Genomic DNA, 14,168 nt, shown 5'->3' on the forward strand with positions numbered 1-14,168 from the left:
CTGACCCGGCCCGTGCGCGAGCGGGTCAAACTTCGTACCGGGCCCCGGGACGGACGATCTCCACAGGACCGGCGAACGTGGCCGTAGCGTTGTTCAACGTCTCGGCCTCCGAGCCCCACGCGGTGACCAGGTGCGTCAGCAGCAGCCGCCGCGCGCCGGCCTTGGTGGCGATCTCGCCCGCTTCGGCCCCGGTCAGGTGCAGGTCCGGCGGGTTGTCGACCCCGTCGAGGTAGCTGGCCTCGCACAGGAACAGGTCGGCCCCGGCGGCCAGGCGCAGCAGCGCGTCGCAGGGCGCGGTGTCGCCGGAGTACGCCAGCGACCGCCCGTTGTGCTCCACCCGCACGCCGTACGTCTCCACCGGGTGGTTCACCCGGTCGACGCTGACCTGGAACGGGCCGATCGGGAAGCTGCCCGGTTGCAGCGCGTAGAACGTGTACACGTCGTCGAGCGGACCCTCGTCGAGGCTGTACGCCGTGGCGATGCGCTCGGGCGCCCCGGCCGGGGCGTACACCGGGATCGGCGGGTACGGGCCGTCGGGGGCGTAGCGGCGGACCACCACGTATGAGCAGGCGTCGAGCATGTGGTCGCAGTGCAGGTGGCTCAGCAGGATCGCGTCCACCGACTTGATCCCGGCGTAGCGCTGGAGCGCCGACAGCGAGCCGGTGCCGAAGTCCATCAGCAGCCGGAACCCGTCCGCCTCCACCAGGTACGCCGAGCAGGCCGCCTCCGGCCCGGGAAAGCTCCCCGCACAGCCCAGAACGGTCAGTCTCATCGTGAATCTCCGCTCCGCGAAGATTCACGACGAGGCTCGGAGCCGCTGTGCCCCATGATTCGCTCGCTTCGCTCGCTCATGCCCTTGCTCCCGCCTGCTCCAGCGCGGAGCCGAGGAAGCGGCGCGCGAGCCGGTCGAAGATCTCCTGGTCGCCCGTTGTCAGCAGCTCGTGAGCGGGCGGCGGCGCGTCGTCGGGCCGTACCATGTCGCCCTCGACGAGCACGCGGAAGACGTCCCGCGCCGTCTCGTCCGCGCTCGACACCAGTGTCACCTGATCCCCCATCACGAGACTGATCACGCCGGTCAACAGCGGATAGTGGGTGCACCCCAGCACGAGCGTGTCGACCTGGGCCTGCTGTAGCGGCTCCAGGTAGGCACTGGCCAGGCCGAGCAGGGCCCGGCCGGAGGTGACGCCCCGCTCGATCAGCGGGACGAACTGAGGGCAGGCCGTCGCGGTCACCTTGAGGTGCGGTGCGGCCGCGAAGGAGTCCTGGTAAGCCCCTGAGGTGATGGTAGCGGTCGTACCGATCACCCCGACCCGTCCGTTGCGCGTCGCCGCCACGGCGCGCCGGACAGCGGGTCTGATCACCTCGACCACCGGCACCGAGTAGCGCTCGCGCGCGTCGTGCAGGCAGGCGGCCGAGGCGGTGTTGCAGGCGATCACCAGCATCTTGGCGCCGCGCTCGACCAACTGGTCGAGGCAGGCCAGCGCGTACGACCGCACGTCGGCGATCGGCTTGGGCCCGTATGGCATGTGCGCGGTGTCGGCGAGGTAGACGATCCGCTCATGTGGCAGCTGGTCGAGGATGGCGCGGGCAACCGTGAGCCCGCCGACCCCCGAGTCGAAGATGCCGATCGGCGCGTCCGTCACGCTGCGCAGCCTACTTGGCGGAACCCCCCTCAGGGGAACAGTCCTTTCCGAGATGTCGCCAACGTGACACCGATGCGAGCGTGCCGTTACGGACGGTCGTCAAAAACCGTTGCACTCAGTGCAGGGCCCGGTGGACGGGCAGGTCAGGCAGAGAATAGCGAGCACAGTGCGTACTGAGTCAGACTCCGAGCGCGACGGCGAGGGCACTCTCGCCACCGTGGACCCCGCTGACGCATCGAGCGACGCGGCCACCACGGCCGGTAACGATCACAGCACCATGCCCGCGGCCCGGACCGCGCCCGACGAGGACGTGCCGCGTACGCCCGGTCGGCTGCGCTCGGCCGTGTCCGCCCGGTTCCGGCTGCCCGCCGAGGACGACCCGGCGCCGCGCACCAAGCGGCTGGTCGGCCTGTCCCTGTGGGCCGCCGTCCTCGCCTTCCTGGGCCTGATCCCCGGCGGCCGCCTCGGCGTCACCCTGGCCCTCAGCCTCGACGCCCCCGCCTGGTACGCCCCGGTGACCCTGGCGATCGGCGTCCTCGGCATCGTGGCGATGATGGCCGGCTTCGCCGCGATCCACCGCGACCGCCTCCCCACGTACCTCTTCTCCCTCGCCACCCTCCTCCTCCTCACCAACATCGCCCTCGCCTACACCGCCCTCTAGCCCCCGGCCGCAGGCCAGGCCCCGCCTCTCCACGTCGATCATGAACTTATGGCACGGGTCGACGGCGTGTTGCGTGCACAGCTTCCTGATCAACTGCCGGTGCGGCAGGACCTGCCCGCTGGGGCAGGAATGGTCAACAGGAGGTTGTGCAGGCGACACACCGTCGAGCCGTGCCATAAGTTCATGATCGACGGGGGATACCGGGCCGGGAGGCCTGGGCGGACGGGCGGTGGGGGGTTAGGCCCAGAGTTGGCCTTCGAGGGCGGTTTCGGCGTCGGTGAGGGTGCCGGTGTAGGCGCCGGTGGAGAGGTATTTCCAGCCGGCGTCGGCGACCAGGAAGGCTACGTCGGCTGGGCGGCCCGCCTTTGCCGCTTCGTGGGCTACGGCTAGGGCGGCGTGGGCTACGGCGCCGGTGGAGAAGCCGACGAACAGGCCCTCGACCTCGACGAGCTGGCGGGTGCGCAGGACGGCGTCGCGGGTGCCGACGGAGAAGCGGCGGGTCAGCACCGAGGCGTCGTACAGCTCCGGGACGTAGCCCTCGTCGATGTTGCGCAGGCCGTACACGAGCTCGCCGTAGCGGGGCTCGGCGGCGATGACCTGGATGTCGGGCAGCTTCTCGCGCAGGTAGCGGCCGGTGCCCATGAGGGTGCCGGTAGTGCCCAGCCCGGCCACGAAGTGCGTGATCGTGGGCAGGTCGCGCAGCAGCTCGGGACCGGTGGTCTCGTAGTGGGCGCGGGCGTTGGCCTCGTTGCCGTACTGGAACAGCATGATCCAGTCGGGGTGCTCGGCCGCGATCTGCTTGGCCGTGGCCACGGCCTGGTTCGAGCCGCCCGCCGCGGGCGAGAAGATGATCTCCGCGCCGTACATGCGCAGCAGCTGCACCCGCTCGGTGGAGACGTTCTCCGGCATCACGCACACGAGCCGGTAGCCGCGCAGCTTGGCCACCATCGCCAGCGAGATGCCGGTGTTGCCGCTGGTCGGCTCCAGGATCGTGTCGCCGGGGCGCAGCCGCCCGGCCGCCTCGGCGGCCCGCACCATGTACATCGCGGCGCGGTCCTTGACGCTGCCAGTCGGGTTGCGGTCCTCCAGCTTGGCCCACAGGCGCACCGGCGGCGCGCCGTCGGGCACGACCGGGCTGAGCCGGGGCAGACCGATCAAGGGGGTATCGCCGCAGACGTCGAGCAGCGAGTCGAAACGTGCCATGTCAGCTCCCTATCACGAAGGTCGGCCGCACAGGCGCGAACGGCGGCCGGGCACCCCGGCAGGGTGCCTGGCCGCCGTTGGCGCGCAGTGGGTCGGGCAGGCTCAGCGGCCGAGGACGGCGGCCGCGGCGGCCAGGCCGAAGGCACCGCCGGCGACGGCGGGCAGGATGGTGACGGTGTCGCCGTCGCCGACCTTCGCGTCGAGCGAGCCCAGGAAGCGCACGTCCTCGTCGTTGACGTAGATGTTGACGAAGCGGTGCAGGCCGCCCTCGGGCGTGATCAGCCGGCCACGCAGGCCCGGGTAGTTGCCGTCGAGGTCGGTGAGCAGGTCGGCCAGCGTGTCTCCGGCGCCGGAGACGGCCTTGGCGCCACCGGTGTACGAGCGCAGGATGGTCGGAATGCGGACGTCGATCGCCATGATGGATTACTCCTGGAAGAGGAAAGGGCCGGACAGGAAGCGGTCAGGGTCGGGTCAGCGCTGGGGCTGACACTCGTACTCGACCGCCGTCGGGCTCTGCCCGAACATGTACGACTGCACGACGTGCGGGTCGCCGCTCTTCTCCTCGGACCGCATGGACTGCATGCTCTCATCAACGAGCCGGACCGTCTCTTCGGTCACCTGCCCGTCCACGATGCGGAACGAGCGGATCTCCGCGGTCTGCGGATCGCGCGTCGACACGAGCACGTAGTGCGCGTTCGGCTCCCCCGCGTACGACACGTCGGTGCGCGACGGGAACGGCTCGGTGGCCGTGTGCGAGTGGTAGATGACCACCGGCTCCTCGTCGCGGTCGTCCATCTCCCGCCACACGCGCAGCTGCTCGCCGGCGTCGAAGCGGTAGAAGGTGGTCGAACGCTCGGCGTTCTCCATCGGGATGTGCCGCACCGCGGTGTCCGATCCGATGGGCCCGGCGACGACACCGCAGGCCTCGTCCGGGTGGTCCCGGCGGGCATGGGCGACGATCGCCTCGATGATCTCCCGGTGGATGGTCAGCACGACGACAAGCCTACCGACCGCGCCCACGCCGCGACAGGCCGAGTGATCCGTACCGCAGCGGGAACATTCAGCCGATGAGGGCGTCCAGCAGAGACTCCTGGAGGTACCCGAGATACGAGTAGACGCTGAGCTGGAAGACGCGGGCCGACGAGGCGTCGACGGCGAGCGCCTCCTCCAGCTCGTACTCGACGATGGTGTCGTCGGTGAGTTCGAGCCGGATGCCCAGCGCGAGCCGGGCGTCGTTGATGGCCCGCAGCCAGGCCTCGGCGGCCTCGCGGTCCAGGCGCACCTCGCCGTGGCCGTCCTCGGGCAGCAGGGCCAGCACCGCGCCGGCCTGGTCGATCTTGGCGGTCTTGAGGTCGCCCTCGGTGAACCGGCGGAACTCGGCCGAGTCGCGCGGCAGGTCCGGGTACACGTCGGGGAACAGTCGCTCGACCACCGGGTCGTCGCGCTCGAACCCCTCGGTGAGCAGTCCTACGACCTCTTCGGTGACCTTGCGCAGGACCCGGACCTCGTCCTCGCGGAAATCCGCCACGCACTCGCCGCCGACGCGGCGGAACATCGTCATTCGCGGCCCTACTGCTTGTCGACGGTGGCCCACAGGCCGTACGTGTGCAGCCGGGTGGCGTCGTGCTCCATACGCTCGCGCGCGCCGTGTGACACGATGGCCTTGCCCTTCTGGTGGACGTCGAGCATCAGCAGCTCGGCCTTGTCCCGGCTGTAACCGAAGAGCTCCTGGAACACCCAGGTCACGTAGCTCATCAGGTTCACCGGATCGTTGTGCACGATCGTCACCCAGGGCCGGGCGAACTCCGATGCTTCGTCTACGTCCGGTTGATCTACCGGAGTGGTCTGCGGGGCGGCGGTCACGTTCCCCATCCTACGAGTTGATTCGGGCAACACACAGGCTCGCGCACCGCCGGATGATGTCGCCTCGTACCACGTCGTGACTTGTCCGGTATGCCCTCTCCACCCGCCGCCACCTCGAATGATCAAGGGTGTGTCCCGCGTCGCGCCGGTCGGGAGCGGCGGCGGGCGCGGCCCGGCCTTAGGGTGGCGCCATGGGTGAATTCGCCGGTGCGGGAGCTCCCGCCCTGCTGACCGACCACTACGAGCTGACCATGATCAGCGCGGCGCTGCGCGACGGCACCGCGCACCGGCGCGGCGTGTTCGAGGTCTTCGCGCGGCGGCTGCCGCTCGGGCGCCGCTACGGCGTGGTGGCCGGCACCGGGCGACTGCTGGAGCAGCTCGCGGCGTTCCGGTTCCACCCGGACGAGGTCGACTTCCTGCGCCGCACCGGCGTGGTCGACGAGCCGACCGCGGCCTGGCTGGCCGACTACCGCTTCTCCGGCGACGTCGACGGATACGCCGAGGGCGAGCTGTTCTTCCCCAACTCCCCGATCCTGACCGTGGCCGGCACCTTCGCCGAGTGCGTGGTGCTGGAGACGCTGATCCTGTCGGTGCTCAACCACGACTGCGCGGTGGCCGCCGCCGCGGCCCGCATGGTCACCGCGGCCCGGGGCCGCACGCTGATCGAGATGGGCGGGCGCCGGGCGCACGAGGAGGCCGCGGTCGCCTCGGCCCGCGCGGCGTACCTGGCCGGCTTCAGCTCGACCTCCAACCTGGCCGCCGGGCTGCGCTTCGGCATCCCGACCCGGGGCACCGCCGCGCACGCGTTCACGCTGCTGCACGACGACGAGAAGGCGGCGTTCGCCTCGCAGGTCGCGGCGCTGGGCGAGCAGACCACGCTGCTGGTCGACACGTACGACATCAGCCAGGGCATCCGCAACGCCATCGCCGTGGCCGGTCCCGGCCTGAACGCGGTGCGCATCGACTCCGGCGACCTGTCGGTGCTGGCCGCGCAGTCGCGCGCGCTGCTGGACGAGCTGGGCGCGCCGGACACGAAGATCGTGGTCAGTGGCGACCTGGACGAGTACGCCATCGCCGCCCTGGCCGCCGAGCCCGTCGACGTGTACGGCGCGGGCACCGCCGTGGTCACCGGCTCCGGCGCCCCGACCGCGGGCCTGGTCTACAAGCTGGTCGAGGTCGAGGGCCGCCCGGTGGTGAAGCGCTCGGAGAACAAGGCCACGGTCGGCGGGCGCAAGACGGCGTACCGGCGGCACAAGCCCACCGGCACCGCGGTCGAGGAGATCGTGCTGTCGCAGGACGAGCCCGACCTCCAGCCCGGCGACCGGCTGCTCCAGCGGCCGCTGATCCGCGGCGGCGAGCTCGTGCCGGACCTGCCCACGCTGGAGCAGAGCCGCGCCCACCTGCGCGACTGTCTGATCACGATCCCGTGGGAGGGCCTGAAGCTGTCGGCGGGCGACCCGGCCATCCCGGTGACGGTGGCGCCCACCGCGTGAGGCGGGGGTCCGCGTGACGCAGAGATCATTGCGCCGGTGGCGGCCGTGGCGCAGCATGGGTGCTGAGCCACGACGCCAAGCGGGAGGCCGGTCATGACCCGGGCACTGATCATCGTCGACGTGCAGAACGACTTCTGCGAGGGCGGGTCGCTGGCGGTCGCCGGCGGCGCGGCGGTCGCCGCGAACCTGTCGGCGCAGCTTGCCGCCGACACCGCCACCGGGCACCGGTGGCAGCACGTCGTGGCCACCCAGGACCACCACACCGACCCGGGCGGCCACTTCGGCGATCCGCCGGACTACGCCTCCAGCTGGCCGGTGCACTGCGTGGCCGACACGTTCGGCGCGCAGTTCCACCCCGAGCTGGACACCGACCGGGTCGAGGCCGTGTTCCGCAAGGGCGAGTACGCGGCGGCGTACTCCGGGTTCGAGGGGCACACCGCGGGGATCGGGCTGGCGGCCTGGCTGCGGATGCGCGACGTGACCGAAGTGGACGTCGTCGGCATCGCCACCGACCACTGTGTACGGGCGACCGCGCTGGACGCCGCCCGGGAGGGCTTCGACACCACCGTGGTGCTCGGGTTCACCGCCGGGGTCGCTCCGGAGACGACCGAGCGGGCCATCGAAGAGCTCCGAGCTGCGGGTGTGCACCTGGTGGAGACCATTTAGGTCCGGTTTTAGGTAAGGACTATTCCTTTTTAAGGAAACTTAACTTATTGTTTGGCGCCATCGGGGGGACCGGTGTCAATCAATGAGGAGAGCCATGTTCAAGCTACGGGCCCGGCTGCTCGCTAGCGCGGTAGTCATGGTCGCCACCGCCACCGTCGGTGTCGTCACCATGGCCAACGCCGCCGGCACGGTCACCGCCGCGTACACCCAGCCCAGCAACTGGGGTACCGGCGCTGAGGGCAAGTACGTCATCACCAACGGCACGAGCAGCCCGACCACGTGGACGCTGACGTTCACGCTCCCGGCGGGCACCACCGTCAGCTCCTCCTGGGACGCCGCCCTGAGCGGCACCGGGCAGACCCGCACCGCGACGGGCACCTGGAACGCCACCATCCCCGCGGGCGGCACGGCCTCCTTCGGCTTCAACACCGCCGGCTCCGGCACGCCGACCGCCTGCACCATCAACGGCGCGAACTGCACGACCGGCGGCCAGCCGTCGGCCTCGCCGAGCACCCCGACCTCGCCGTCGGCCTCCCCCTCGGTCTCGCCCTCCCCGAGCAAGTCGCCGAGTACGTCGCCGAGCGCCTCCCCGTCGGCCTCGCCGAGCCCGTCGACCAGCCCGACCATCCCGAACCCGGGCAAGAAGCTGGTCGGCTACTTCACGAACTGGGCGCAGTACGCGCGCAACTACCACGTGAAGAACATCGCGACCAGCGGCTCCGCGGCCAAGCTGACCCACATCCTGTACGCCTTCGGCAACATCTCGGGCGGCCAGTGCGTGCTCAGCGACACCTACAACGACTACGACCGCGCGTACGACGCCGCGGGCAGCGTCGACGGCGTGGCCGACACCTGGGACGCCGGCGCCCTGCGCGGCAACTTCGGCCAGCTGCGCAAGCTTAAGAAGCTGTACCCGAACATCAAGGTCATCTTCTCGATCGGCGGCTGGACCTACTCGAAGAACTTCCCGGCCGCCGCGGCCAACCCGACCGCGTTCGCCAACTCCTGCTACAACATGATCGAGGACCCGCGCTGGGCTGACGTCTTCGACGGCATCGACATCGACTGGGAGTACCCGAACGCCTGCGGCGAGACCTGCGACACCAGCGGTCCGAACGCGTTCAAGAACCTGATGTCGGCGCTGCGGACCCGGTTCGGCTCCAGCTACCTGATCACCGCGGCGATCACCGCCGACGGCAGCAACGGCGGCAAGATCGACGCCACCGACTACGCCGCCGCCGCGCAGTACGTCGACTGGTACATGCCGATGACCTACGACTACTTCGGCACCTGGGCGACCACCGGCCCGACCGCGCCGCACTCGCCGCTGAACTGCTACACCGGCATCCCGACCGCGGGCTTCTGCGCCGAGGCCGCGATCGCCAAGCTCAAGTCCAAGGGCGTCCCGTCGTCGAAGCTGCTGCTCGGCATCGGCTTCTACGGCCGCGGCTGGACCGGCGTCACCCAGGCCGCCCCGGGCGGCACCGCCACCGGCGCCGCGCCCGGCACCTACGAGGCCGGCAACGAGGACTACCACACCATCAAGACCAAGTGCCCGGCCAACGGCACCGTCGGCGGCACCGCGTACTGCTTCAGCGGCGGCCAGTGGTGGAGCTACGACACCCCGGCGACCATCGCGGGCAAGATGTCGTGGGCCAAGAACCAGAGCCTGGGCGGCGCCTTCTTCTGGGAGCTGTTCGGCGACACCAGCAACGGCGAGCTGATCACTGCTATGAACAGCGGCCTTGCCTGATCCAGCAGGGCCCGCTGAGCGGGGCCCCGGTCCGGACCGCGACGTCCGGACCGGGGCCCCGCTCCTTTTCGTCCGGCAGGCTGCGGCGACGCCGTCGGGCAGGATGGGGGTATGCCCGAAGGCGACACCGTCTACAACACCGCGCAGCTCCTGCGCGAAGGGCTGGTCGGGCGCACGCTGACCGGGGCGCAGTTCCGGGTGCCGCAACTGGCCGTGGTCGACCTGACCGGCGCCGAGGTCGTCGCGTCGCTGAGCCGCGGCAAGCACCTGCTGCTGCGCCTGCGCACCGCGGGCGGCCGCGAGCTGAGCCTGCACTCGCACCTGCGGATGGAGGGCGCCTGGCGGGTGTACGGCCCCGGCCAGCGCTGGAACGCCCGGCCCGCCCACACCATCCGGGTGGTGCTGCGCGCCGGGGACCATACCGCCGTCGGCTTCCACCTGCACGACCTGGCGCTGGTGCCGACCGCGCAGGAGGAGCGCCTGGTCGGCCACCTCGGCCCCGACCTGCTCGGCCCGGACTGGGACCCGGCCGAGGCGGTCCGCCGCCTGACCCGCGACCCCGCCGCCCCGATCGCGGCGGCACTGCTCGACCAGCGCAACCTGGCCGGGATCGGCAACCTGTACAAGTGCGAGGTGCTGTTCCTGCGCGGCGTCTGGCCGTGGACCCCCGTCGGCGAGGTCCCCGACCTGCCCGGGGTGGTCGACCTGGCGCAGCGGCTGCTCGCCCACAACCGGGGCCGCTGGACCCAGACCACCACCGGCTCGCTGCGCCGCGGCGAGACCAGCTACGTGTACGGCCGCCGCGCCCAGCCCTGCCGCAACTGCAACGGCCCGATCAGCAAGGACGGCGACGGCGACCGCATCACCTACTGGTGCCCCCGCTGCCAGCCCCGCCCCACCCCCACCCCGGGGTAAGGAACGACGACGAGCACGGGCTCGGGTCCTGCAGTTTCGGGGAAACTGCAGGAATCTTGGTGCGGATTCCAGCACTTTCCCCGAAACTGCACCGGCCGCCGCCCGGCGGCGCGCGTGGCGCGGCGCGGCCGGTGAGGGGCGCGGCCTAGGTGGCGAGGCCGGGGGCGGGTTCGGTCAGCGGTTCGTGCGGCGGTGCCGGGGCGGGAGCACCGGCGGGGGCGAGATCGGCGCCGGAGCGCCAGAAGGGCAGTGCCACCGCCAGGAGCAGCAGGGCGACCAGGCCCGCCGCGGCGAAGGCCCGGCCGGGGCCGACCGAGTCGATGATCGCGCCGGCGAAGGGCGCGCCTGCGGCTACGCCGATGGTCAGGGCGGTGCCGTGCAGGCCCATCGCCTCGCCGCGCGACCCGGCGGGCACCCACGAGCTGAGCGTGTCGATGGTGGCCGACAGCGACGGCGCGACCAGCACACCCGACGGGATCAGGATCAGGCAGACCGCCCACCACGGTGCTCCGGCCGCCAGCCCGACCGGCACGGTCAGCACGGCCAGGCCGCCCGCCAGCAGCGCCGCTGACACGTTGCGGTGCAGCGCCCCGTAGACGAAGCCGCCGATCAGGGAGTAGAGGCACCAGATCGCGATCACGACACCGGCCCAGTTCTGCTGGCCGGACCCCTTGAGCGCCGCGATGAGGGACAGGTCGGAGGCGGTCAGCACGAAGGTCAGCGACGCCGTGAGCGCGAACAGGGCGATCACGCGGGGGCGCAGCCACTGGCGGCGCGGCACGGCGGCCTCGGACTCGCCGTCCTCGACCGGGGCCTGGGTCGGCGCGTTGAGGGCGATGAGCGCGACCCCGGCCAGCACCACCCCTACGCCGACGGCGATCATGACCGGGCGGCTGCCGAACTGGCTCACCGCGGCCACGGCCCCCGCCGGGGCGACCATGTACGACAGCTCGACCGCCATCGAGTCCAGCGCGAACCCGGGGCGGCGCTGGTCGGCGGGGACCATCGCGGCCAGGCTCTGCCGGACGATGGTGAACACGGGCAGCCCCAGCACTCCGGCGATCGCGGCGGCGCCGAGCAGGACCGCGTAGCCGAGGCGGGGCGCGGCGAGCCAGAACAGGGCCTGCGCGGCGGTGGTGGTGATCAGGACGGGGCGCAGGCCGTACCGGTCGATCATGCGGCCGGTGATCGGGGAGCCGATCGCCGAGCCGAGGGTGGACGCGGTGCCGACGAGGCCCGCCTGGGCGAAGCCGAGGCCGAGGGTGTTGACGACGTGCAGCGTCAGCACGATGCCGGTGGCGATGACCGGGATCCGAGCCACCAGCCCGACCAGCAGCAACGCACGTACGCCGGGCAGGCCGAGAATCTTGCGGTAAGGCTCGATGGTCATTGCGGTTGTTACCTCCAGCCGACCATGGTGCCCGACACCCCCGACTTTCAGGCAATCCGTTTACCGGCTGACCCGGGGTAATTCCCGTCACCTTGATCGCCGCCGCCTTGATCGCCATCGCCGGTCACGAAGTCACGCCAGGCCGCACACTTCGACCGCAAACGCCGATCTTGCCGCCGGTGCGCGCCGCGGCGCGCACCGGTCGCGGCGCGGCGCCGCCGAACGGCCGAGGCCCCGGCCCGCCGGGATGCGGCGGGCCGGGGCCTCGGGTGAAGCAGGTGGTGGGTCAGACCTCGTGGTCGCCGCCGTGGCGGCCGTGCGAGTAGCTCGGCGCCTCGATGACCGGGGCCTTGGTGCCGGTGCTGACCGCCAGGTGCGGGAACTTCGCGTCGAACGCGGGCCGCTCGGAGCGGATGCGCGGCATGCTGTCGAAGTTGCGCAGCGGCGGCGGGCAGCTGGTCGCCCACTCCAGCGAGTTGCCGTGGCCCCACGGGTCGTCCACGGTCACGATCGGGCCAGTCCGGTACGACTTCCACACGTTGTAGATGAACGGCAGCGTGGAGGCGCCCAGGATGAACGCGCCGATGGTCGAGAACGTGTTCAGGAAGGTAAAGCCGTCCGTGGGCAGGTAGTCGGCGTACCGGCGGGGCATGCCCTCGGCGCCGAGCCAGTGCTGCACCAGGAAGGTGGCGTTGAAGCCGATGAAGGTCAGCCAGAAGTGGACCTTGCCCAGCTTCTCGTCCATCATGCGGCCGAACATCTTCGGGAACCAGAAGTAGATGCCCGAGTACACGGCGAACACGATGGTGCCGAAGAGCACGTAGTGGAAGTGCGCGACGACGAAGTAGGAGTCCGACACCTGGAAGTCGATCGGCGGGCTGGCCAGCAGCACGCCCGACAGGCCGCCGAAGAGGAAGGTCACCAGGAAGCCGACGGCGAACAGCATCGGCGTCTCGAAGGTGATCTGGCCCCGCCACATGGTGCCGATCCAGTTGAAGAACTTCATGCCGGTGGGCACGGCGATCAGGAAGCTCAGGAACGAGAAGAACGGCAGCAGCACCTGGCCGGTGGCGAACATGTGGTGCGCCCACACGCTCATCGACAGCGCGGCGATGCCGAGGGTCGCGGCGACCAGACCGGTGTAGCCGAAGATCGGCTTGCGGCTGAAGACCGGGATGACCTCGGAGATGATGCCGAAGAATGGTAGCGCGACGATGTACACCTCAGGGTGGCCGAAGAACCAGAAGAGGTGCTGCCACAGCATCGGGCCGCCGGTGGCGGGGTCGAAGACGTGGGCGCCGAGGCGGCGGTCGGCCAGCAGGGCCAGCAGCGCGGCGGCCAGCAGCGGGAAGACCATGATCACCAGAAGGCTGGTGACGAGGATGTTCCACGTCATGATCGACATACGGAACATCGTCATGCCGGGCGCGCGCAGGGTCAGGATCGTGGTGATCATGTTGACCGCGCCGAGGATGGTGCCCAGACCCGACAGCACCAGGCCGGCGATCCACATGTCGGCGCCGATGCCGGGCGAGTTGATCGCGTCGTTGAGCGGCGCGTACGCGAACCAGCCGAAGTCCGCGGCGCCGCCCGGCGTGATGAACCCGGCGGTGGCCAGGCTCGCGCCGAACAGGTACAGCCAGTACGCGAAGGAGTTCAGGCGCGGGAACGAGACGTCCGGCGCACCGATCTGGATCGGCACCACGTAGTTCGCGAACGCGAACACGATCGGCGTCGCGAAGAACAGCAGCATGATCGTGCCGTGCATCGTGAACAGCTGGTTGTACTGCTCCGGCGTCAGGAACTGCATTCCCGGCTTCGCCAGCTCGGCGCGCATCAGCAGCGCCAGCAGGCCACCGATCATGAAGAACACGAAGGCGGTGACCATGTACATGATCCCGATCTGCTTCGCATCCGTGGTGCGCAGCAGACGCGCGAGCGCCGAACCCTTGACCTGCTTACGCACGGGGTAGGGCCGCGTCGCGATCGGCTGCGGTGCGACGGTGGTCACGTGTGGCCTCCTGTGGCTGGCCCGGCCGCCTGGCGCCTGCGCGCCGCCGCCGGATTGATCAGTTGAGGCGTACCTCGGAGGCAGAATAATCCTTCGCAGGTGGCCTGGGAGCACGGGGTGCACCTAGCCGCGCCGAACGGTGTAGGTTGGCGGCCCGGTCACGCGGGCCGGGCCGCCGTTCACGTTCGGCGTGTCGCTGGTCAGCGAGTTCCCGCGGCGGCGCTGAGATTGAGCGAGATCGCGCCTGCGGCGACCGCGGCGAGCACCAGCAGCACCACGCCCCAGCCGATGAGCCGGTCGGCCGCGCTGATGCGGTGCAGCCAGCGGGTGAACCGGCTGCCCGCGGCCACGGCGGTCGCACCCAGCGGGTCCGTGGTGAGGGCGGCGGTCGCGCCCGGATCGGGGGTGAGTGTCTTCACGACGGTCACCGTCGCACCGGCCAGGATCAGCAGCGTCCCGAGCACGGCCAGCAGACCGGCGATCCAGTCCTTCATCGATCGTCCTCCCCAGGGGATGGGATCACGCCGGCCGGGGTGCCGGCGACCGCCACAGGCTAGACGCCCACCGGCG

At 70.8% G+C, this 14,168-nt stretch carries 15 protein-coding genes; 5 read left to right on the forward strand and 10 right to left on the reverse strand.

Going from position 1 to position 14,168, the window contains the following annotated elements:
* Positions 1–25: 25 nt before the first annotated feature.
* Positions 26–772: an MBL fold metallo-hydrolase gene (locus tag Cs7R123_RS15010; protein ID WP_212827047.1), complete on the reverse strand. Its 747-nt coding sequence runs from the start codon at positions 770–772 to the stop codon at positions 26–28.
* A 76-nt stretch (positions 773–848) separates the two neighbouring features.
* Complete coding sequence (murI, locus tag Cs7R123_RS15015) at positions 849–1,643, reverse strand: glutamate racemase (RefSeq protein WP_212827049.1); 795 nt, start codon at positions 1,641–1,643, stop codon at positions 849–851.
* A gap of 166 nt (positions 1,644–1,809) precedes the next feature.
* Here murI and Cs7R123_RS15020 point away from each other — a divergent pair, with 166 nt between their 5' ends.
* Positions 1,810–2,304 carry a hypothetical protein gene (locus Cs7R123_RS15020; protein WP_212827051.1) on the forward strand — a complete coding sequence of 165 codons (495 nt, stop codon included), beginning with the start codon at positions 1,810–1,812 and terminating at the stop codon, positions 2,302–2,304.
* Positions 2,305–2,541: 237 nt separating this feature from the next.
* Here the strand turns inward: Cs7R123_RS15020 and Cs7R123_RS15025 are convergent, their stop codons facing one another.
* From Cs7R123_RS15025 to clpS, 5 genes are all read right to left on the reverse strand, one after another.
* Positions 2,542–3,507, reverse strand: a complete 966-nt coding sequence (locus Cs7R123_RS15025) for a PLP-dependent cysteine synthase family protein (protein WP_212827053.1) — start codon at positions 3,505–3,507, stop codon at positions 2,542–2,544.
* Positions 3,508–3,609: 102 nt separating this feature from the next.
* The gene (locus Cs7R123_RS15030) at positions 3,610–3,924 is read right to left on the reverse strand and encodes a MoaD/ThiS family protein (RefSeq protein ID WP_212827055.1); all 315 of its coding nucleotides are present in this window, start codon (positions 3,922–3,924) and stop codon (positions 3,610–3,612) included.
* Positions 3,925–3,978: 54 nt separating this feature from the next.
* Positions 3,979–4,500 (reverse strand): Mov34/MPN/PAD-1 family protein, encoded by a 522-nt coding sequence (locus Cs7R123_RS15035; protein ID WP_212827057.1) that lies wholly within the window; start codon positions 4,498–4,500, stop codon positions 3,979–3,981.
* A 67-nt stretch (positions 4,501–4,567) separates the two neighbouring features.
* A complete protein-coding gene (locus tag Cs7R123_RS15040) occupies positions 4,568–5,068 on the reverse strand; it encodes a DUF2017 domain-containing protein (RefSeq protein ID WP_212827059.1) in 501 nt (166 codons plus the stop codon).
* A gap of 8 nt (positions 5,069–5,076) precedes the next feature.
* Positions 5,077–5,379, reverse strand: a complete 303-nt coding sequence (gene clpS / locus Cs7R123_RS15045; RefSeq protein WP_212827061.1) for an ATP-dependent Clp protease adapter ClpS — start codon at positions 5,377–5,379, stop codon at positions 5,077–5,079.
* Between the two features lie 182 nt (positions 5,380–5,561).
* Here clpS and Cs7R123_RS15050 point away from each other — a divergent pair, with 182 nt between their 5' ends.
* From Cs7R123_RS15050 to Cs7R123_RS15065, 4 genes are all read left to right on the forward strand, one after another.
* A complete protein-coding gene (locus Cs7R123_RS15050; protein ID WP_212827063.1) occupies positions 5,562–6,863 on the forward strand; it encodes a nicotinate phosphoribosyltransferase in 1,302 nt (433 codons plus the stop codon).
* Between the two features lie 93 nt (positions 6,864–6,956).
* Positions 6,957–7,529, forward strand: coding sequence for an isochorismatase family protein (locus Cs7R123_RS15055; RefSeq protein ID WP_212827065.1), 573 nt, complete (start codon positions 6,957–6,959; stop codon positions 7,527–7,529).
* Positions 7,530–7,623: 94 nt separating this feature from the next.
* Complete coding sequence (locus Cs7R123_RS15060; RefSeq protein WP_374706947.1) at positions 7,624–9,282, forward strand: glycosyl hydrolase family 18 protein; 1,659 nt, start codon at positions 7,624–7,626, stop codon at positions 9,280–9,282.
* A 111-nt stretch (positions 9,283–9,393) separates the two neighbouring features.
* A complete protein-coding gene (locus Cs7R123_RS15065; RefSeq protein WP_212827069.1) occupies positions 9,394–10,197 on the forward strand; it encodes a DNA-formamidopyrimidine glycosylase family protein in 804 nt (267 codons plus the stop codon).
* A 145-nt stretch (positions 10,198–10,342) separates the two neighbouring features.
* On the opposite strand, the gene Cs7R123_RS15070 is transcribed toward Cs7R123_RS15065, so the two are convergent.
* The 3 genes from Cs7R123_RS15070 to Cs7R123_RS15080 form a co-directional block, all read right to left on the reverse strand.
* On the reverse strand, positions 10,343–11,587 hold the full coding sequence (locus tag Cs7R123_RS15070; RefSeq protein WP_212827071.1) for an MFS transporter: 1,245 nt from the start codon (positions 11,585–11,587) through the stop codon (positions 10,343–10,345).
* Positions 11,588–11,873: 286 nt separating this feature from the next.
* Positions 11,874–13,598, reverse strand: coding sequence for a cytochrome c oxidase subunit I (gene ctaD / locus Cs7R123_RS15075; protein WP_308442884.1), 1,725 nt, complete (start codon positions 13,596–13,598; stop codon positions 11,874–11,876).
* Between the two features lie 200 nt (positions 13,599–13,798).
* On the reverse strand, positions 13,799–14,092 hold the full coding sequence (locus Cs7R123_RS15080) for a hypothetical protein (RefSeq protein ID WP_212827073.1): 294 nt from the start codon (positions 14,090–14,092) through the stop codon (positions 13,799–13,801).
* Between the last annotated feature and the right edge of the window lie 76 nt (positions 14,093–14,168).

It is taken from the genome of Catellatospora sp. TT07R-123, from assembly GCF_018327705.1.
GTDB lineage: Bacteria > Actinomycetota > Actinomycetes > Mycobacteriales > Micromonosporaceae > Catellatospora.